Genomic DNA, 18,283 nt, shown 5'->3' on the forward strand with positions numbered 1-18,283 from the left:
AAAGAAACAGGTGTTCTCTTAATGTCACAAATTTTGAGAGGAGATCAGGTTTGTCTTGCCTTTTTAATAATTTGCTTGGTGTCTTTCCTCCTGATAGGTAATTATCATACGCTGGCGCGAGCGTCCCGCTCGTGTCCGCACGCATTCCAGATTGTCATCTTGCTGGTGGCGTTATTTGCCTAAAGATTGATCTGCAGGTGTAGGCACGAGCGGGACGCTCGCGCCAGCGAATTTTACATGGGTAATCCCTTTTGAGTTTCCTTGCACCTTATCCAGCACTTTGGTTAATGAGCAAGGAAACTAGAAGAGGCACCAGCTATCAGCAGCCCGGAGGATTGAAAAGACTTAGCAGATTGAATTAACTATGAGTAAAAAGCGATGGTTAAAAGATGCTTTTCAACTTAGACAACTTCAGAATCTTATCTTTCACCATGAAGTGGGCCTTGGTGAGTTGGCGGCCTGTTTCGTCATAGATCTCTACGCGGTGGTCGCCGGCCACAAAGGTGGTGTCCCGGTCGCTGCCCCATCCCGAAAGGTACAAGTATTCATCATCGGGGCTGTAGCTAAGGGTGGCAGCAAAGGAGTAGCCGGTAGGAGAGGACTTCGGGTTGAAATACAGTTGCCCGTTGGGTTTCACGTATTTTACCAGCACGTTCAGCTTGCCAGGTTTGTCGGCGAGCACGGCAATCTTCATCCGGCTGAAGATGTACTTGATGTCCGCCCGTTCAAAGGAATCGCGGTAGACTTTGGGTGTCGCCGAGTTGAAGAAGTCCATGCGCTCTACCAAAAACGGCTGCAGGTGGGCCAAGTGCGTGTACCGGCTTTTGACGGCCAACAGTTCTTTTTGCAGCTCAGTTACCCTTTGTACCTGGGTGGCTTTCTCCTTCTCTAGGTCTTGAATTTTGCTTTGGGCAGTGCGCTTCTGCGCGGTTTCCTGTTCCAGTTCTTTGGTTTTGCGCTGCAGGTCCTGCTGGCTTGTGGCTGTGGTTTTCTTTTGGTCTTCTAATTCTTTTTGCAGCGCCTGCTTCTGCGCATTGGCGGTTTGCAGCGCTTGAGTTCTGGCCTGCAACTCAGTTTGGTCTTTTGCAGCTTGTCCCTCCAGTTTCTGGATGGTGGCGTGCAATTTGGTTTCCTCTTGGGCCAAGGCTTTTAGTTTTGCCTGCAGTTCCTGTAGCTTTTGAGAAAGGTGCGTGTGTTCTTCGGCTTTAGCCTTAAGCAGTGCTCCTAGACGGAGGGCCTCCTGCTCCAACTCCTGAATTTTAATTTGATGGGCCTGTTTAGCCTTTAGCTCTCCTTCCAGCTCCTGGGTTTTGCGGTGTAATTGCTCTTGTTGCTGGGCAACTTGCTCTGAAAGGTTTTGAAGCTTGGCTTGTAACTCCTGCTTCAGGGCTTTTTCCTGCTGCAGGTTTTTGGTTTTGTCCTGGAGAACCTGTTTCAACTGCTCGGCGGCCAGTTCCAAATCATGTACCTGGTTCTGCAAGGCTTGTTTTTGGGTGGTGATTTCCAAAATTTGGTTCTGCTGGTACCGGGCCTTCTCGTTCTTTTCGCCTTTTGCCGCTGGCACGGCGGTGGGTTCCGGTTTTCTGTCTTCCAGTTCCTGCAGATGCAGTTGCAGGGTTTTACGGTGCTGTAGGACCAGTTCTAACTCGCGGCTTTTGCCTTGCAGTTCAGCCTGTACCTGCTGGGTCTGTTTTTCCAGTTCCTGCATCCGGGCTTTCTGCTTGGCCGCTTCCTGGGTGAGGGCCGTAAATTGCTTTTCCCGGGCTTGCGCCTGGGCGGCTTCCAATACCAGTTCCTGTAGTCGCTTCTCCAGTTTTATTTTCACCTGGTTCTCACGAGCCAGCTCCTGTGCGTTGGTGGCAATCTGCTTCTGAGCATTCTGCAGCTCATGCTCCAGGGCCTGTAAACTGCGCTGGAGCTCCAGTTCGCGGCTACGGTCAGGGGCTTTCTCCACTACGGTAGCCGGACGCTTGCTCAGGGAGGCGGTTTGCTGCTCCAGTTCCTTTACTTTGCTTTGCAGATTACTGCGCTCGTTCTTCACCTCAAACAAGGCTTTCACAAAATGCTCTAACTCCTGGTGCAGTGATTTCTTCTCGGCCTGCAGGGTGGCCATCTGTTCGTTTTGGTCCCGTAATTTCAATTCAAGCCTTGAAACCTGGTACTCCAGGTTTACCAGGTTGCTGGGAATGGGAGGCGCATTGTTGGTGATGGCCGGTCTGAAGCGTCGGGTGTCATAGTTCCGCTTTTTCTCCTGGTCAGACAAGGTTTCATATGCCTCTTTTACCTCCTTGAAATATTCCTCGAAAAAGGTTTCTCCCTGGTTCAGATCGGGGTGGATTTTCTTGGATAGTTTGCGGTATGCATCCTTGATCTCCAGGGGAGACGCCGATTCCTTTATCCCAAGCAGTTGGTAGTAGTTCTTCTGCATATAAAATTTTTATCTGTTCTATTCTTTATTGCTTACCTTCTGCTCTCTTACCTTTTAGCCCTCAAGTGCGCAAAAGCCTTCTTTTCTGAAATATGGATTTACTTGCCTTCTAATATAGCTATATTTATACTTAATCAAAAAATATTTTTAATAAGTATTGAATTGTTACTTTTTCTTCTTCATAGGTTTTCCTTCAATTGTATTCCTTCCACCTGATTGACTTTTCTGTAAATGGGAGTTACATGCACCTATCTGTTTTCACTCTGATTTCTTATAAGCGACCTGAAAACAGCCTAACCTCGATTGTAAAAGGTAAGTTTCTCCATACAAAATCTCTGCGCCTTATCATTAGAGGAGAATGGAATATGGGAATAGTGTACTTTCCGGTTGGCTGGTTAAGTCGCATAAAGGAATGCAGCCAAATCCAGTAAGGCATCCGGATGATTGCTTATCTAAACTTTTCCCCCGTTTTATTGGTAGATTGGAGGGCATTGACGTGAGGCGTACCTTTCATTACATCACCATGGAAACCAAGAATACCTCTCCAGGCTTATACCAAACGCTGTTAGAACAAACCGGTCAGGCCTTTTTCGCCTATGAGGTAGACAAAGAATCTTTCGTGTATCAAAGTCCCGAGTTCCAGGCTTCTTTTAAGGTTCCGGCGGACAATACAAGTCCTCAGGCCATGCTTAACTTGGTGCATATAGAAGACCAGCAATTTGTGCAGGACTGGTTTGCTCAATTGCAGGTACAGGGAAAATCCTCAACCATTGAGTTCAGGGTGTTGTTTCAAGGTGAACAGGAACAATGGGTTTGCCTGACTGCCTCGCTGGTAGAGGAGGCCTCTGGTACATTGTTGCTTGGCCACATGGAGGATATTACCGCTGCCAGAAGGTACAATGATCATCTTAAGCGGTATTCCAACAAGAAGAACAGCGTGCTCAACATTCTGGCGCATGACCTAGCCGGACCTTTGGGCATGATTCAGAATCTTTCCGGCCTGTTGGCAGACCAATTGAAGACAAATCAGGACGAGGATACCCAGCACATGCTGCACCTGATTGAACGCATCAGCAAACAGGGTTCTGATATGCTTCGGGAGTTCATGAACCAGGAGTTTTTGGAATCATCGCACACGCAGGTGGTAACCCGCCGGGTGAACCTGGTGGAGAAGATGCGGGAGGCGATGATTGAGTATGAAATTATAGGGAGCGAGCTGTTGCCCGTGACCGTGAGTTTTATCGCTAGCGCCGACGAGATTTTTGTGGAGATTGACGATCTCAAGTTTATGCAGGTCATCACGAACCTTATTTCCAACGCCCTAAAATTCACCCCTGATGGCGGTTCCATCACGGTGACCGTGGACGAGGAATCCGAGGAAGTGTTGGTGAAGGTAGCGGATACTGGAATTGGTATCCCCGAGAAGTTGCAGGACAGCCTTTTTGAAAAATTTACCCCAGCCAGAAGACCCGGCCTGAAGGGAGAACATTCCGTGGGACTGGGCATGTCCATCGTGAAGACCATTGTGGAATGGCACCGCGGGGTTATCACCTTTGAAAGTACCGAAGGCAAAGGCACCACTTTTTATATTCGGCTACCGAAAAAGCACCTAGGCAAGCCTACCCAGCCAAGAGCTTAGTTTTCTAGTAAATGTATTTAGGTTAATTTATCGAAGCTATGCCCGGTCGTAGCGGCGCGCGCGGGCTACTCCGGTTTTGGTGAGGTACAGTAAGGGAGGATCAGACAAGGAACTGATGGCGACCAGGCCTTCCTCCGAAAGTTCTCTGCTAAGAGCCAAAACACAATTCAGGGGTAATTGGGTATCATCTGCGATCACTCCTGATTGGGTAGGGTGATCATGAGGCTCCGGGAGCTTCCCCACTTTGGCCAGTATAGCCCGGAGAATTGAATCTTTTTTCTCCATACAACCACTCAATTATTAAAGCTTCACCGGTAAATTATTAGCCACTTGACAACCGCTTACGCATTGTCTTTCCTTCTGGAAAGGCGTTGCCTTTTAGAAGTTGCATTAAGCATAACAACTCCTTATGCCCGCGTTTACTGCACTTGCTTTAAGGCTATTTTCAAGAAAACAGGCAGAATTCAAAGAGGCAAAAGCAATGCAGAAAAATTATTGCTTATTCAGCCGCGGGTTCATCATACTCCAGCTGTTCTACAAGGGCTTTTACCTGAGGAGCAGGTGTGCCTTGGGTAGCTAAAATGAAGTAAGAATTTCTAGTATCTTCCTCAATAGAAAACGCCACCAGATTGCTTTCCTTTCCCTCCAAATCCTCTTCGGGGAAGTAATAGGTTATGTTTATCCCGAACAAACTAAACCCCTTTGAGGTGAGTTTTGGGGCATAATGGTCCAGAATAACTTCTAGTACTTCCTTGGAAACCTGTTCCTTAGCATATCTTTCCATGCTCATTGTACTACAAAATGCGTGCTACAATTTATTTACCAGCAATATTGTATTTTGTTTAGACAAAAACAATACTGTTTGAACCTGGTGTAAGAGATTTATGTTGGTCACTTTCATTCTTTTTTTCAGATATAAAAGGTGTAACCTCAAGAGAAAAAGAATGAAGCCGCAGAGACAAAATCCATCGGCTTATTTCCAGGTAAAACTTTCTAGCAATTATTGCCCCAATTTTTTCAACTGCTGATTTTAGATGCTTTTAAGTGTGGAAAAGGATAGCTTTTACAAATATTATGAAGGTTGACTTGAGTGTTTTGTTTTCTATTCACGCTAACTAACCTAACCTAAGCACAAGGGCCGCGTTGTGGTAGTATAAAAATTTCATTCACTTCATTCTATCCAATTTATTTATGCTCTTACGCCAGGTTTACCGCATGCCCAACGCTGGGTCTATCCATGATCTTTCTTTGCAGACAGAGCAATTGGGCCGCCCCAAAGCCCACGAAGTGTGCATTCAGGTAAAAGCCATCGGACTCAACTTCGCCGATATCTTTGCCATGCAGGGCCTGTACAGCGCTACTCCGGAAGGCTCCTTCATACCTGGTCTTGAGTTCTCGGGGGTGGTGGTAGCGGTTGGGTCAGCCGTGGAGGAATGGCAGGTAGGGGACCGGGTGATGGGCGCTACAAAGTTTGGGGGGTATGTCTCGCATCTCAACATCCACCACCGGTATGTCATTGCCTTGCCCCCGAGCTGGAGCTTTGAGGAAGGGGCTGGGTTCCTGGTACAAGGACTCACCGCCTACTATGCGCTTACCCAATTAGGCAATCTCCAGCCGGGAATGACGGTGCTCATCCACAGTGCGGCAGGTGGCGTAGGGATTCTGGCCAACCGCATCTGTAAAAAGTTGGGGGCTTATACCATTGGCAGTGTGGGGAAGAAAAATAAGATTGACTTTCTGCAGGAGGAAGAAGCCTACGATGCCGTAATCCTTCGGGGTAAGGATTTCAAAAGAAAGCTGGAAGAAGCTCTTGGCGGACGCCCCTTGCAGTTGATCATGGAATGCATTGGCGGTAAGATTCTGCGGCAGGGTTGGGAAACAATGGCTCCCATGGGCCGGATGGTGGTGTACGGCAATGCCAGCTTCTCCAGCCACGGCGCTAAACCCAACTACCCCAAACTCATCTGGAAGTACCTCCAACGCCCCCAGATTGATCCCTTGAAACTTCCAACCTTGAACAAATCACTGATGGGCTTTAACCTCATCTATCTTTACGAGCAGACGGATATGATGCTCCAATTACTCCAAGATTTGCAAAAACTAGCTCTAAAACCCCAGCACATTGGCCACACATTTGAATTCAACCAAATGCACCAAGCCATCAAGCTCTTCCAAATCGGGCAAACCATAGGTAAAGTGGTAGTCAGGGTTTAGGGCTTTAACAGTACCACAGAGGCTTAAGGGCCTGGTCTTATGGAAAAATGGAACCCTACGCGTTCCTAGCCGACTCAGATAAGGGCAGTTCCTGCTGCTGCTGTACTATCTCTAGCCAGGAGAACTCCTGGCAAAGTCGGCGCATGTTCTCTGGCAGGGAGGCTTTTATTTCCACTAATTCTTTGGTGAATGGATGCTCAAAAGTTAGGGAGGCGGCATGTAGCAACAAGGCAGGACTTTGCAATTGCTCCAGAAACATGCGGTTATGGCGCCAGTCACCGTGCTTCTTATCGCCGATGATGTAGTGCCGGAGGTGGGCAAAGTGTTTTCTGATCTGGTGCATGCGCCCGGTTTCCGGCTTGATCTTAACCAAACTATACCTGGCAGTTTGGTAAGGGCCTACGGGAATGGGCAGCTCCACGGTAGCCAGCCTGGTGTAGTGGGTGATGGCGTCCTGGGCTTCTTTGTGCTGGTGGTCTTTGTCGGGGCGGATGGGGCTGTCAATGGTACCCGCCTCCGGGGCGTACCCGCGCACAATGGCGAAATACGTTTTATCGGGCTGGCGCTCGGCAAAGGCCTTCACCAAAGGGGCCGTTGCTTCCGGGGATTTGGCGAAAAGCAGCACGCCGGAGGTTCCCCGGTCCAGGCGATGCACGGCGTGTAAGCGGCACCCCAGTTGGTCGCGCAGCAACTGCAGGGCGAACTCCTTTTTCTCCTCGGCAATGCGGGTGCGGTGCACCAGTAAGCCATTGGGCTTGTTGATGGCCACATAGTGCGCATCCTCAAATATGATCTCCAGCACCTTTTTCTTTCTTATTGAAGCCGCAAATTACGGAGATTATTCCACTCTCGGCAGAAGATCAAACCAGCAATGGCTTTGTAATTTCTGTTTAGGTAATCTTCAGCGCATAGATAAAAAGTTGGCTAGGCCCAAGAGAAGGACATCTCCAAAGCCTAGCCAGCTTCTGGCAAGAATTAACAATTGGGTCAATTAGGATCGTTTTTACAAAGTTAGCCAGAAAACAAAAGCTTAAACCTGAGAAGGCTGTAACTTCTTCACATGTGTGGAGATAAATTCCTGCAAAGCTTTTTCAAACAGCTGAATTTCCTCTAAGGTATTGTAAGGCGCCAACCCAATCCGGACCCAGCCGCCCATAGGGTTTACTTTCAGCTTATCGGCGAGGGTGGAGGCGTAGAAGTGACCATCAGCGATGCACATGTTGTAGTTCTGGGCAAACCAGGTGGTGACTTCGCGCGCTGGCACGTTCTCCACGGTAAAGGCAAAGGTAGGAGTTTTAGGGGTGCCTTCCGGAGCCCGGTAAAGGCGTACTTCCGGTACATTCATCAGGAAGGTTTCTACCCTGTGGGCCAGCTCATCTTCATGGGCGGCAATGCGCTGCATACCGGAGGTGAGTTGTTCTCTTCTGGTGGAGCCTTCCCCCAGGTTTTGGATGAACTGGATCGCACCCAGCAACCCGGCAATGCCTTCGTGGTTCTGGGTACCCGTTTCCAACTTATCGGGAATTTCCTGGGGAGCCGGAGCCAGCTTGTACACGGGCAGTTTCTCAAACAAGGACTCCGCGATTACCGCAATGCCCAGGTGAGGACCGAAGAATTTGTATGCCGAGCACAGCAGCACATCGCAACCCAGTTTTTTAAAGTCCATGGCCAGGTGCGGAACGGCGTGCACCGCATCAATGATGACCAACGCATTCACCTCTTTGGCCCGGGCGATAATGGCATTTACATCGGTCACGGTGCCGGTAACGTTGGAGGACAGTCCCACGGCTACCACTTTGGTCTTCTCCGTAATGATCTTGTGCAGGTTCCCCAGTTCCAGGGTGTAGGTATTGGGGTTGGCGGGTATAAACGTAACGGTCGCACCTCTATCTTTTGCCAGCGTCACCCAAGGATCTACGTTGGCGCGGTGATCCAGCTCGGTGACTACCACTTCGTCAGAACTGGAGAGGAACGGACCCAGGCTTCGGGCGATGGAAAACGCGAGCGAGGTCATGTTCTGCCCAAATGCGACTTCTGTAGGGGAACAGTTCAGTAGATCAGCGATGGCGTTCCTGCCTTCCAACAGGAGATTGTCGGTCCGGATACTGGTAAGGAACGCGCCGTGGAGGTTGGCCATGCCTTGGGTGATATAATCCACCATGCCATCTACCGCCTGCTGGGCCATCTGGGTGCCGCCCGGCCCATCGAAAAAAATAAAGGGCTTTTTATTTTCTACTGGCCTCAAGGCCGGAAATGCTTCGCGTAACTTCTGTACTGAAAACTCACTCATTAGCTGTTTGTTTTTGGTGTAGATTTTACGTTAGGGCTGTTTTCTTAGAAATGGCCTTAAAACAAATTGCGTAAGTTATGACATTTTCAGCTAATAGATGCAGGGATGTTTTCTTGCCTTTGAAGCATCAGAATAGAATGAGAAATCAACTTTCCTAAAAAGTTAAAGCTCTAAAATCCGTTAGGTAGCTATAACCGTTCCCTGAAAGCTCTTTAGGGCAAAACTATATAGCCAATAAGGTCAAATTAGGGTGGGACGGAGGGCAAGAGCACCGTTATTGCGCTTCCTTGGCACTGAGAAACAACCGCTAAGATTTGACCTTAGAAGTAGGCCAGTTCCTCTGTGGTTTGGTAGGGCGCCTTCTTGTTCAGGTTCAGTCGCAAGACGGTCTCCAATTCGTCTGAAGGGTGTACACTGACACTCGTCAACACAATGGTGGATTTTTGGCCGAGGCTGGTAAAGATATAGTTGCTCTTGAGGAGGTAACCATCTTTGTCCCTGAAGTAGAAACAGGTTTTGTCGCAGCCTAGATAGTTGATATTGATGAGGTATTGCCCGAAGTGGGAATGATCATCTATAAAAGAGGTGGCACAGATGTACTCCCAGGGCGCGAACGCCTCACCTGTGACCAGTTTCAACAGGTTCTGGTTTTTCATCATGTGCTGCAGGTTTACCAGCTTTAAATTTTGAGTTAATCTAAGGAATTGTCCTAAGGGTATAGAATTCTGCATAGTACTGATTTGGTAATTGGTGATGAAATAAAAGATGCATTAATGTTTAGTTGAATGTAGGTAAAGTATGCGTTATTAAATTTTATAAGTGATTAAGGAATAGTTAATTATTAAAGAGATAGTAAAGTGTGTTTTCAAATAGAAGGAGGATTAGTTTTTGGCCACTTTCATCAAAAACACTTGTAAAATGTAATGAGTAAAAAGCGCCGAAGCTGTGACGATGGTGACCCAGGAACTATCCTGAATCTAGAATTTTTGACCTTTAAGGCAGATTGATCTGGAAGCAGGTGCCTTGCCCCACCTGACTATCTACCTCAATGCGGCCCCCTAACGAATCAAGGTGCGTTTTGATGAGGAACAAGCCCATGCCGCGTCCTTCAGTATGCGTGTGGAAGCGCTTGTAAAGTTTGAAGACATTGTTGCGGTTCTTTTCCATGTCAAACCCCGAGCCGTTGTCTGAGAAGGAAATGGCCGCCTCGGTTTTGGACTTACGGTAACAATGGATGTTTACCTCCAATTTGCGCTCCTCGGCTCTGTATTTCACAGAGTTAGATAGGAGGTTTAGGATGATGCTGTAAAAATAAGCCTTATTGGCCTGGACCGTCAATCCGTCGGTGATATCCAGGTTGATGGTGGCGCCGGCGCTTCTTAACTGGTCCTCCAAAGAAGACATGGCCTGCAATATCACCTCTTTGACATTTACCTGCTCACGCTCCACATTACCCCTCCGGTCTCTGATGGTCAGGATCGTATTCATATCCCGCAGGACATTGTCCATCCGGTACAGGCTCAGCCGCAGGTAAGACAAAGACCGGTCAAAGGAAGCTGAGTTCCGGTCAGTGGTGGCCAACAGATTTGCCAGTCCCATGGCGTTCGCCACCGGGGTGCGCAGGTTATGGGACACGATGTAGGTGAACTGTTGGAGATCGGCGTTTTTCCTTATCAGGTCCTTGGTCAGTTGAGAAAGCTGCAGCTTGGTCTCTTTGCAACCCGTTTCCTCCTGGGTATCGGAAAGCTGCGGGACTATCTGCTGTTTTAGAACCTCTTTCATGAAAACTGGCTTAAAACGCTGCTCTGTTTTCTGAGATTTTTGCTCTTTGAATTTAAAGTCTGTGATGTCCCGGCCCACGCAGAACAGGGTACCCTCTTCCTCAGACCAGGCCACGGACCAAAGAACCCACACCTCCTGGCCATCCTTATGGATCATTCGGTTCTCGAATTTCTGCCTTGTCCCGGAAGAGGCAGCCCAAAAGGCTTGCTGGGTTTGGGTCTTATCATCTGGGTGAACCAGATCAGTATAATGCATGCCCTCCATCTCCCATGAGCGATACCCCAGCATGTCTACACAAGCCTCGCTGGCATATTGGTAGAACCTGTTGTTATCTAACGTGCAGAAAAGATCCAGCGACAGTTCTGTCATCTTCTCCCAGTTGATTCTGTTGCTTATGGTTAAGATTTGGGATTCTATCATTGTTACTTATTGATATAAAATTGAATCTGGTATGATTTTCTTTAATGAAAGTAAGGAAAAAATTATACAATGCAATAGGGTATATGATATTTATTATGAAAAAATAGACATAATAGTGATACTAAAGACGCAAATTGAACAGGATACCATCGTTAATATGATCCTTTTGATACGTATGAAGCGTTTTAGGGCAGTTTGTTGAAGAGTAGTAAGAGCAGGGATGTCTGTAAAATATTTTGGAATAGGATGGGTTATATGGAGGAGTTGAGTAAAGACAAGACTCAAAACCTTGGTTTAATTTTGACACTAAGGAAGAGTCTGATCAATAATTGGCCCTGATAAATAATAATAGGCCCTTCTTCAATATATAGAATGCTCTATTTAGAAGTGACGGAGCTCAAAAATTATTAAGAGTGAATATTAACAGTTATAGATTGCCCTAATACTCAAAATCCCTCCATGAACAAACATGGAGGGATTTTGAATATTGCAAATAAAATTAAAAGCTGCTTTAAGGTAGTAGCGTTAGTTAACTCACAGTTTAATGGAGTTGATCCTGATAATTCTTTTACCTGTTACTTATCAGCGCATGGACATGGTTCTGCTTAAAATACCCTTGTTTGGTTGTCTCCTTGCTGATCTCCTTGTTCATCGTCTTCATCAGATGAATCAGCGAACAGGTTGTCAGTCTTAACATCTTGTCGTTCTTTTTCCAAGGACCGGTAATACGAGGAAGCATTACTCATCCTTCTGTACATTTTTTGTGTGCCGTCAGAGGAAGCCTGAAAATTGAGAGAATTTCCTCTGGCAATACCTAACCTCTCAGAAACTGTAAAGGCGTCTTGATTGGCAGCTAAAAAGAGGAATTCCCATTTGTACACGTTCCGCTGATGGGTGATCATCTCATTAATTTGTTCCGGGGTATAGTGGTTACTGGCATTTTCGTGTCCATCGGTCAAAATTACAAATAGCACCTTATTAGGCCTTTCGGATTCTGGGAGAGCCGCTAACCGGACACCTATTTCTCTAATAGTTAATCCCACAGCATCTAAAAGCGCGGTACTTCCTCTAGGGACAAAGGTGGAATGGTTGAAGGGAGGAATGTCGTGTAAGGGTTTTGCTTTATGCACCAACTCAAACTCGTTGTCAAACAACACTACGCTCATCACCGCCTCGCCGGGTGTATCTTGTTGCGTTTTTAGAAAGGTATTAAATCCTCCGATTGCGTCATCTAGTATACTGGTCATGGACCCCGACCGGTCCAAGACACAAACTATCTCTGTAGAGTCTTTCATAATCATGTATATTTTAAGTAGTTAACGAAGTAAGTAGAAGCTTTGTAAACTAACGTATGATGCAGAGAGGAGTTAAATTAGTTGGAAGAGAGTGGTTTTTGTATTGCCTTAGATACTTTTCATTTAATGGTTCATACTTCTACTCTCATAAGAATATGGCTAGGAAAAATCCTTACTACAGGAGATTGGGGTGCTATAATTCATTAAATTTTAGAGCGAATAATTTGAAATATTCAACTATGTCTGCTCAAGAAAAGCAACAATGACACCCTTTATTCATCAGTTTAGAGGACCTTATAAGAACCCTGACATTGTAGTTAAGTAGCTTGGAAGTATTCTAGCTAAAAGAAAAACAATGAGCGGGCTATAAAACAAGTAACCTGGAGAGAATGAAAAATGAGTTGCTTTCTTATGGTGAGTTGGCCGTTAACTATTGTAAAGACTGCTTGTGGTTAAAGGGTTAGGAAGGAAGAAGGTGACAAGTTGAAGCATCTAAATAAGGATCTTCAAGTGCAGTGAATCAAATTATTATACATAAGTGTACAAAGCGTGATACTTGAAGTTTGTTCATCCTAAGGGTATATCACATAGGAAAGCAGTAGTATTTTGGAGACAATTATATGTATTGGTATTAACTTAAATAGGCAGGATATGAGTACTAGATCAGCAGACCAACAAAAGAAACAGCGTCAAAAAGAATTCAAGGAAAGGAAAGAAAATGAAGAGCGCCTAAAAGCTGAAGCTAAAAACGCCAAAAAAGGTAAGCCTGGCAATGATGAGGAAGAGGACAAGCCAAGCTGAATAGTAGGAAATGGTGGGAGTTGCTTTAATGATAAACCTTTCCCAATAAGACAGCAGTGGTTAGGCCTTGTGTTATTTAGCCGCATTTACCCGAAAAGGTAAATGCAGCTAAAGCCTACTTCCCGATGCAGAATTTAGTAAAAATATTGTCCAAAAGGTCATCAGTGGTTATCTCACCGGTGATCTGGCCAAGGTAATAAAGGCAGCGCCTGATGTCCGCAGCGAGCCAGTCTCCGGTGAGGCCGCTGTCCAAGCCTTGCAGGACTTCTATCAAGGTATCTGAGGTTTGCTGCAGACTTTGGTAGTGGCGGAGGTTGGTCACAATGGTGCGATCTCCAGTGATGGCTTCGTTTGCGTTTACTTGCTCCAGGAGTTCTTTTTTGAGGTCCTCCAGACCCTCTTTCTTGCCTGCCGATAAGTACACCAGATTTTCAAAAGAGCCAAAGCTTCCCAACTGCTCAGGAGTAGCTAAATCCTTTTTATTTCCCAGCAGAAGGTAAGGAACCGCTGGTAAGTTAAGCGCATCTAATTCTTCCTGCAGCTGAGCAGGAGTAGTGGAGGTTACATCAAATAAGTAGAGAACCAGAGCAGCCTTCTGTAATTGCTCTTTGGTGCGGGCAACCCCAATGGCTTCCACAGTATCCAAGGTTTCGCGCAGACCAGCGGTATCAATGAACCGGAAGCGAATGCCACCAATCATGGCCTCATCTTCAATGACGTCGCGGGTGGTGCCGGGAATCTCAGATACGATGGCTTTTTCCTCGTTCAGAAGCGCGTTGAGCAGCGTGGATTTACCAGCATTTGGTTTGCCGGCGATGACCGTGGGAACTCCGTTCTTGAGCACGTTCCCCATTTCAAAAGACTGCAGCAGATCCGTAATCAGGCGCTGTAGGGAAGAGATTAGGCGCCGGAGGGCACTGCGGTCGGCGAACTCCACGTCCTCTTCACTGAAATCCAGTTCCAGCTCAATCATGGAAGCAAAATGAATGAGTTGCGCCCGTAGGGCCTTAATCTCCTGCGAGAAGCCTCCGCGCATTTGCTTCATGGCTACCTGGTGCGTCAGCGCCGAATCAGAGGCGATGAGATCGGCCACGGCCTCGGCCTGGGCCAGGTCGAACTGCCCGTTCAGGAAAGCACGCTTGGTGAACTCGCCGGCCTCGGCCAGACGAGCGCCCTGGCGCAGAAATAGCTTCAGAAGCTGCTCGGTGATGTACGGCGATCCATGGCAGGAGACTTCCACCACGTCTTCTTTGGTGTAGGAATTCGGGCCTTTGAACAGAGTTACCACCACCTCATCCAGAATCTTCTCGGCATCTCTGATGGTCCCAAAATGTAGCGTATGCGAGGCTTGCTTTTGCAGGTTCTTTCCTTTGAAAACGCTCTGCACAATGGAAATCGCCTCGGGGCCGGAGAGCCGTATCACGGCAATGGCGCCGTGCCCCGCAGCGGTGGACAGGGCCACAATGGTATCTTTGGAAAGGATGGAAGGTATCAAAGCAATGTACTCCTTAGGGTTTGCCGTTTAGCGGCTATTTTTCCGAAAGATACGCTAAAGCGCGCAGAAAATCTTTGGCCGGTATAAAACCGGGAACCCGCTCCATCACCTGTTGCTTCTCGTTCAGGAAAACCGTGGAAGGATAACTCATCTGTCCTTGCAGAAGGGACAATGCCAGTTCATGTGCTCGGTACTTCTCCAAGTATTTGTAGGTTCTGCCCTGCAAAGTAATGGCTTGGCGCTGCTCGGCGTTGAGTTTCACTACATAGTAATCCTGGTTCAGTTTCTTCACCACCTCAGGGTTCTGGTACACCTGCTTGTCCATTTTCTTGCACCAGCCGCACCAATCGGTGTATACATCCACCAAAATCTTCTTGGGCTTGGTTTTGCTTTTCACGAGGGCCTGCTCCAACGTGAGCCACTCCAGCTTTTCTGAGGGAGCAGCTACGATAAATTCAGCCGGTTTAAGGGAGGAAGTAGGAGAGAAGAAGGAGGCGAACGCGGTTATGATAATAAAAAGGAAGTGCATGTAACTTAAATTTCGCTTCTGCTTAAGGGTCAGTTGGTTTGAAGTCGCTTCTAATACGAAAAGAACCGTTATCTATTGTGGTATCCGGAGGAAAGTAGAAAAGCGCTTCTCTTCTCGAGTGCCCTTTAGACTTTCAAAAAGGGAGTCGCTGTTTAAAGCTTATTATAGAAAAATGAGCCCGAAACCCTTTAAATCCTAAAGCCAAATTCACCAATATCTAACCGGATTGACATTTAGAGATTTTTAAACGGCGTTAGCCTTCATAACTGCTATCGGCTGCCGGCGCTTGGCCAATAGACCGTGGCTGGGAGAGAAGACAAAGGCGAGCAGAAACTGTAGTCCAATGATGACAGAGATAGCCCCTGCCACAGAGCCGTTCAACCACAAGGCCAGGTAAAAACCAGCCGCCGAAGCGATGGTTCCGGCCAAGGCTGAGAGGACCAACATCTTCTTCAGGTCATCGGTGAGCAAATAAGCGGTAGCCGGTGGACCTACCATGAGCGCCACCACCAGAATAGCCCCCACAGATTCAAAGGCCGCTACTGTGGTCAGGGAAACCGCGCCCATAAGGAGGTAGTACCAAAGCGTGGTGGAGAGCCCGATGGCCGTAGCGAAAGCCGGATCAAAGGAGGTGAGGTATAACTGTTTGTAGAAAACGGTGATAAACAACAGCAGCAGCACCAAAACTCCGCCTATAATCCAGACGGTTCGCGGACCCATGTTCAAACCGCTTTCGGTGAGCCAGATGTCTAAAGGAACATAGGCAATCTCGCCGTAAAGCACACAATCCTGGTCCAGGTCCACTTTGCCGGCGTACACCGAGATGAGGATAATACCCAGTGCAAACAACGTAGTGAAGGTGACTCCAATGGAGGCATCGGCTTGGACGCGGGCTTTTTTGTGGAAGAACTCAATCAGGAAGGTGCAGGCAACACCCAGCAGGGCCGCCCCAATCAACATGGTCCAGACCTCGCGAGAGCCACTGAACAGAAAAGCCAGCACAATGCCCGGCAGCACCGCGTGCGAAATAGCATCGCCCACCATAGCCATGCGGCGCAAAATCAGAAAGCAACCCAGCAAACTGCAGCAAATGGCTACCAGCGCCCCGGTTAAAATAATCCAGAAAGCATCTATGTTCATGACTGTTGCGGAATAGTGGTATGGTGCGGATCTGAGGTAGGGTAGTCCAGCAGCTCTTCTAACCGTTTCTCCAGCTCCGGGGTAAGCACGTGTTCAATGGACTCCGCATCCTCGTGGACGTGGTCTGAGGCTACTTGCAGGTACTCTGTGAGGTACAACTCCCATAGGCGGTGTAGCCGGACAATGCGTTGAGCTTCTTTTTTGCCGGGTGACGTAAGTGCCCAGCCGTCATGGCTTTCCTGCACCAGACCTTGGCGGCGAAGCACCTTCAGCCCATTCTTCATCCGGAGCAAGGGTTGGCGGCGGCGTTCCAAAATCTGCTGTTTGGAGTAACTGTGTTCGTATTCGCCTTTGGCCTCGCCCAAATGGAACAGCGTTTTAAGGATGTTCTCGCGGGTCATCTGCCGGCGCAAGCGGCGCTGCATCAGGTAACGGGCCAAAAGTCCCTTTTTCGGGGCCAGGATAAACGAGAAGATTGCCAGTAAGGACAACAGCATCACAATCCAGGGGCCGGTAGGCATGGCAGGAGCCGTAAAGGAGACATAGGCCCCAGCCGCGCCGCAGAAGGCACTCATTGCGGCGGCAATCACCACCATCGCCCCAAGCCGGTCTGTCCAGAAGCGTGCAGCAGCAGCAGGTGTGATGAGCATAGCCGACATCAGCACCACGCCCACTGATTGGATTCCTACCACCACCGCCAAAACCGTGAGGGTCGTAAGCAAGAGCTCCAAGCCGCGCACGGGCAACCCGATGGTGCGGGCATAAGCCAGGTCAAAACTGATTAACTTGAATTCTTTGTACAGCAGCAGCACGCTCAACAGCAGCAGCACCGCCACTGCCCCGAAGGTGATGAGGTCCTGGCCCACCAAAGCCGCCGCGCTCCCGAAAAGAAATTTATCCAGCCCACTTTGGTTTTCATTGTTGGAGTGCTGAATGGAGGTGAGCAGCAGAATGCCAATCCCGAAGAAAACGGACAAGACTAAGCCAATGGCGGTGTCTTCTTTTATGCGGCTATTTGCGGTGACCAGGTCAATGATGATAAGAGACAGCCACCCGGTCAGGAAGGAGCCTAACAGCAGGATCAAGGGGTTTTTCTCACCGGTCAGGATAAAGGCCAGGCAAACGCCCGGCAAAACGGCGTGCGCCACGGCGTCACCTACCAGCGCCCTTTTCCGAAGCACGGTAAAGCAGCCTACCACCGCTGAACTGGCCGCCAGCAGAACAGAGCCGATAGTCACAAACCGCACGTTGGCGTCTGACATGCTCAGGAAATCCCACAGGGTATTCATTTGCGGGTTGGTTTGGTTTCTCTGATGGGGAATTGTTTCTTCTGCAGCAACTCGCTTACGCGGCTAAGCTCGGTTAATCGGCCGCCGTACGTTTTCTCCAGAAGGGGAGGCGTAAGCGTCTCCTCGGTAGGGCCCGAGGCTACCAGGCGCATGTTGAGCAGAATGATCCAGTCAAAGTAGTCCTGCGCCGATTGCAGGTCATGGTGCACCACCACCACCGTTTTGCCGTTGTCGCGCATCAGGCGCAGCAGTTCAATGATGGCGGTTTCGGTGGCGATGTCTACCCCCGCGAACGGCTCGTCCATAAGGTACAAATCCGCGTCCTGGGCCAAGGCGCGGGAAAGGAAAACCCGTTGTTGCTGTCCGCCGGAAAGTTGGGAGATCTGCCGGTTGGCGAAATCCTGCATGCCTACTTTCTCCAGCGCTTCCATGGCCAGTTTCTTCTCTCGGGACCCAGGCCTTCTGAAAAGCCCCAGTTGCCCGTAGGTCCCCATCATGGCCACATCCAGTGCCGAAGCCGGGAAATCCCAATCCACCGACTCGCGCTGCGGCACGTAGCTCACCCGCTTGCGGACCTCTTCCAAGGGCTTGCCAAACAGCTCCACAAAGCCGCTGTTCAATGGAAGCAAGCCCATGATGGCCTTGATGAGCGTGGACTTACCAGCCCCGTTCGGGCCAATGATGCCCACCAGCGCCTGTTGCGGTAAGGTCAGGTCTACGTCCCACAGCACGGGTTTCCGCTGATAGCTCACCGTTAAATCATGCACTTCTAAAACCGGATTCGTGACGTGTTGTATCATGGGTTACTCCTGAAATACGCTTCTACCTTCTAAAACTTTGTTCTGGTGTTTCTAAGCTGATTTTATGAAAACAGGCCTAAAATAGGATTGCTAACCCTTATTCAAATGACCAGCTTAAAAGTTTAATGTCCTTTACCGCTGCTTTATATTGATGCTACAAA

16 protein-coding genes are annotated in these 18,283 nt (G+C 48.4%); 3 read left to right on the forward strand and 13 right to left on the reverse strand.

The window, feature by feature from the left end:
* Nucleotides 1-382 precede the first annotated feature (382 nt).
* Nucleotides 383-2,428, reverse strand: coding sequence for a DnaJ domain-containing protein (locus FOA19_RS12235; RefSeq protein WP_149091099.1), 2,046 nt, complete (start codon nt 2,426-2,428; stop codon nt 383-385).
* A gap of 523 nt (nt 2,429-2,951) precedes the next feature.
* Between FOA19_RS12235 and FOA19_RS12240 the strand changes: the two genes are divergently transcribed.
* Entirely contained in the window at nt 2,952-4,067 is a 1,116-nt protein-coding gene (locus FOA19_RS12240; protein WP_190300387.1) for a sensor histidine kinase, read from the forward strand.
* A 36-nt stretch (nt 4,068-4,103) separates the two neighbouring features.
* Here the strand turns inward: FOA19_RS12240 and FOA19_RS12245 are convergent, their stop codons facing one another.
* Both FOA19_RS12245 and FOA19_RS12250 read right to left on the reverse strand, forming a co-directional pair.
* Complete coding sequence (locus FOA19_RS12245) at nt 4,104-4,352, reverse strand: hypothetical protein (protein WP_149091101.1); 249 nt, start codon at nt 4,350-4,352, stop codon at nt 4,104-4,106.
* Nucleotides 4,353-4,566: 214 nt separating this feature from the next.
* On the reverse strand, nt 4,567-4,851 hold the full coding sequence (locus FOA19_RS12250; protein WP_149091102.1) for a hypothetical protein: 285 nt from the start codon (nt 4,849-4,851) through the stop codon (nt 4,567-4,569).
* A 407-nt stretch (nt 4,852-5,258) separates the two neighbouring features.
* Between FOA19_RS12250 and FOA19_RS12255 the strand changes: the two genes are divergently transcribed.
* Nucleotides 5,259-6,281 (forward strand): alcohol dehydrogenase catalytic domain-containing protein, encoded by a 1,023-nt coding sequence (locus FOA19_RS12255; RefSeq protein ID WP_149091103.1) that lies wholly within the window; start codon nt 5,259-5,261, stop codon nt 6,279-6,281.
* Between the two features lie 55 nt (nt 6,282-6,336).
* Here FOA19_RS12255 and FOA19_RS12260 read toward each other — a convergent pair whose 3' ends face one another.
* The 5 genes from FOA19_RS12260 to FOA19_RS12280 form a co-directional block, all read right to left on the reverse strand.
* Nucleotides 6,337-7,083, reverse strand: a complete 747-nt coding sequence (locus FOA19_RS12260; protein WP_149091104.1) for a pseudouridine synthase — start codon at nt 7,081-7,083, stop codon at nt 6,337-6,339.
* A 228-nt stretch (nt 7,084-7,311) separates the two neighbouring features.
* On the reverse strand, nt 7,312-8,571 hold the full coding sequence (locus FOA19_RS12265; protein WP_149091105.1) for a cysteine desulfurase-like protein: 1,260 nt from the start codon (nt 8,569-8,571) through the stop codon (nt 7,312-7,314).
* A gap of 320 nt (nt 8,572-8,891) precedes the next feature.
* Entirely contained in the window at nt 8,892-9,230 is a 339-nt protein-coding gene (locus tag FOA19_RS12270; protein WP_149091106.1) for a hypothetical protein, read from the reverse strand.
* Nucleotides 9,231-9,564: 334 nt separating this feature from the next.
* On the reverse strand, nt 9,565-10,773 hold the full coding sequence (locus FOA19_RS12275) for a PAS domain-containing sensor histidine kinase (protein ID WP_149091107.1): 1,209 nt from the start codon (nt 10,771-10,773) through the stop codon (nt 9,565-9,567).
* 605 nt (nt 10,774-11,378) lie between these two features.
* Nucleotides 11,379-12,020, reverse strand: a complete 642-nt coding sequence (locus tag FOA19_RS12280; RefSeq protein ID WP_190300388.1) for a vWA domain-containing protein — start codon at nt 12,018-12,020, stop codon at nt 11,379-11,381.
* A 654-nt stretch (nt 12,021-12,674) separates the two neighbouring features.
* Between FOA19_RS12280 and FOA19_RS23370 the strand changes: the two genes are divergently transcribed.
* On the forward strand, nt 12,675-12,869 hold the full coding sequence (locus tag FOA19_RS23370; RefSeq protein WP_223808870.1) for a hypothetical protein: 195 nt from the start codon (nt 12,675-12,677) through the stop codon (nt 12,867-12,869).
* Between the two features lie 115 nt (nt 12,870-12,984).
* On the opposite strand, the gene mnmE is transcribed toward FOA19_RS23370, so the two are convergent.
* The 5 genes from mnmE to FOA19_RS12305 all read right to left on the reverse strand — a co-directional run bounded on the left by mnmE (nt 12,985) and on the right by FOA19_RS12305 (nt 18,122).
* Nucleotides 12,985-14,364, reverse strand: a complete 1,380-nt coding sequence (mnmE, locus tag FOA19_RS12285) for a tRNA uridine-5-carboxymethylaminomethyl(34) synthesis GTPase MnmE (RefSeq protein WP_149091109.1) — start codon at nt 14,362-14,364, stop codon at nt 12,985-12,987.
* Between the two features lie 34 nt (nt 14,365-14,398).
* A complete protein-coding gene (locus FOA19_RS12290; RefSeq protein WP_149091110.1) occupies nt 14,399-14,893 on the reverse strand; it encodes a thioredoxin family protein in 495 nt (164 codons plus the stop codon).
* Between the two features lie 243 nt (nt 14,894-15,136).
* Complete coding sequence (locus tag FOA19_RS12295; RefSeq protein ID WP_149091111.1) at nt 15,137-16,033, reverse strand: metal ABC transporter permease; 897 nt, start codon at nt 16,031-16,033, stop codon at nt 15,137-15,139.
* Entirely contained in the window at nt 16,030-17,322 is a 1,293-nt protein-coding gene (locus tag FOA19_RS12300) for a metal ABC transporter permease (RefSeq protein ID WP_149091112.1), read from the reverse strand. Before FOA19_RS12300 ends, FOA19_RS12295 begins: the two co-directional genes overlap by 4 nt.
* Nucleotides 17,319-18,122, reverse strand: a complete 804-nt coding sequence (locus FOA19_RS12305; protein ID WP_149091113.1) for a metal ABC transporter ATP-binding protein — start codon at nt 18,120-18,122, stop codon at nt 17,319-17,321. Before FOA19_RS12305 ends, FOA19_RS12300 begins: the two co-directional genes overlap by 4 nt.
* Between the last annotated feature and the right edge of the window lie 161 nt (nt 18,123-18,283).

The sequence above is a fragment of the Rufibacter hautae genome (assembly GCF_008271695.1).
Lineage (GTDB): Bacteria > Bacteroidota > Bacteroidia > Cytophagales > Hymenobacteraceae > Nibribacter > Nibribacter hautae.

Coding starts and splice junctions, on each gene's coding strand:
- FOA19_RS12300 (WP_149091112.1), bottom strand. CDS start 17,322: ATGAATACCCTGTGGGATTTCCTGAGCATGTCAGACGCCAACGTGCGG.
- FOA19_RS12295 (WP_149091111.1), bottom strand. CDS start 16,033: ATGAACATAGATGCTTTCTGGATTATTTTAACCGGGGCGCTGGTAGCC.
- FOA19_RS12250 (WP_149091102.1), bottom strand. CDS start 4,851: ATGGAAAGATATGCTAAGGAACAGGTTTCCAAGGAAGTACTAGAAGTT.
- FOA19_RS12255 (WP_149091103.1), top strand. CDS start 5,259: ATGCTCTTACGCCAGGTTTACCGCATGCCCAACGCTGGGTCTATCCAT.
- FOA19_RS12245 (WP_149091101.1), bottom strand. CDS start 4,352: ATGGAGAAAAAAGATTCAATTCTCCGGGCTATACTGGCCAAAGTGGGG.
- FOA19_RS12275 (WP_149091107.1), bottom strand. CDS start 10,773: ATGATAGAATCCCAAATCTTAACCATAAGCAACAGAATCAACTGGGAG.
- FOA19_RS12280 (WP_190300388.1), bottom strand. CDS start 12,020: ATGACCAGTATACTAGATGACGCAATCGGAGGATTTAATACCTTTCTA.
- FOA19_RS12290 (WP_149091110.1), bottom strand. CDS start 14,893: ATGCACTTCCTTTTTATTATCATAACCGCGTTCGCCTCCTTCTTCTCT.
- FOA19_RS12265 (WP_149091105.1), bottom strand. CDS start 8,571: ATGAGTGAGTTTTCAGTACAGAAGTTACGCGAAGCATTTCCGGCCTTG.
- FOA19_RS12235 (WP_149091099.1), bottom strand. CDS start 2,428: ATGCAGAAGAACTACTACCAACTGCTTGGGATAAAGGAATCGGCGTCT.
- FOA19_RS12270 (WP_149091106.1), bottom strand. CDS start 9,230: ATGATGAAAAACCAGAACCTGTTGAAACTGGTCACAGGTGAGGCGTTC.
- FOA19_RS12305 (WP_149091113.1), bottom strand. CDS start 18,122: ATGATACAACACGTCACGAATCCGGTTTTAGAAGTGCATGATTTAACG.
- FOA19_RS12240 (WP_190300387.1), top strand. CDS start 2,952: ATGGAAACCAAGAATACCTCTCCAGGCTTATACCAAACGCTGTTAGAA.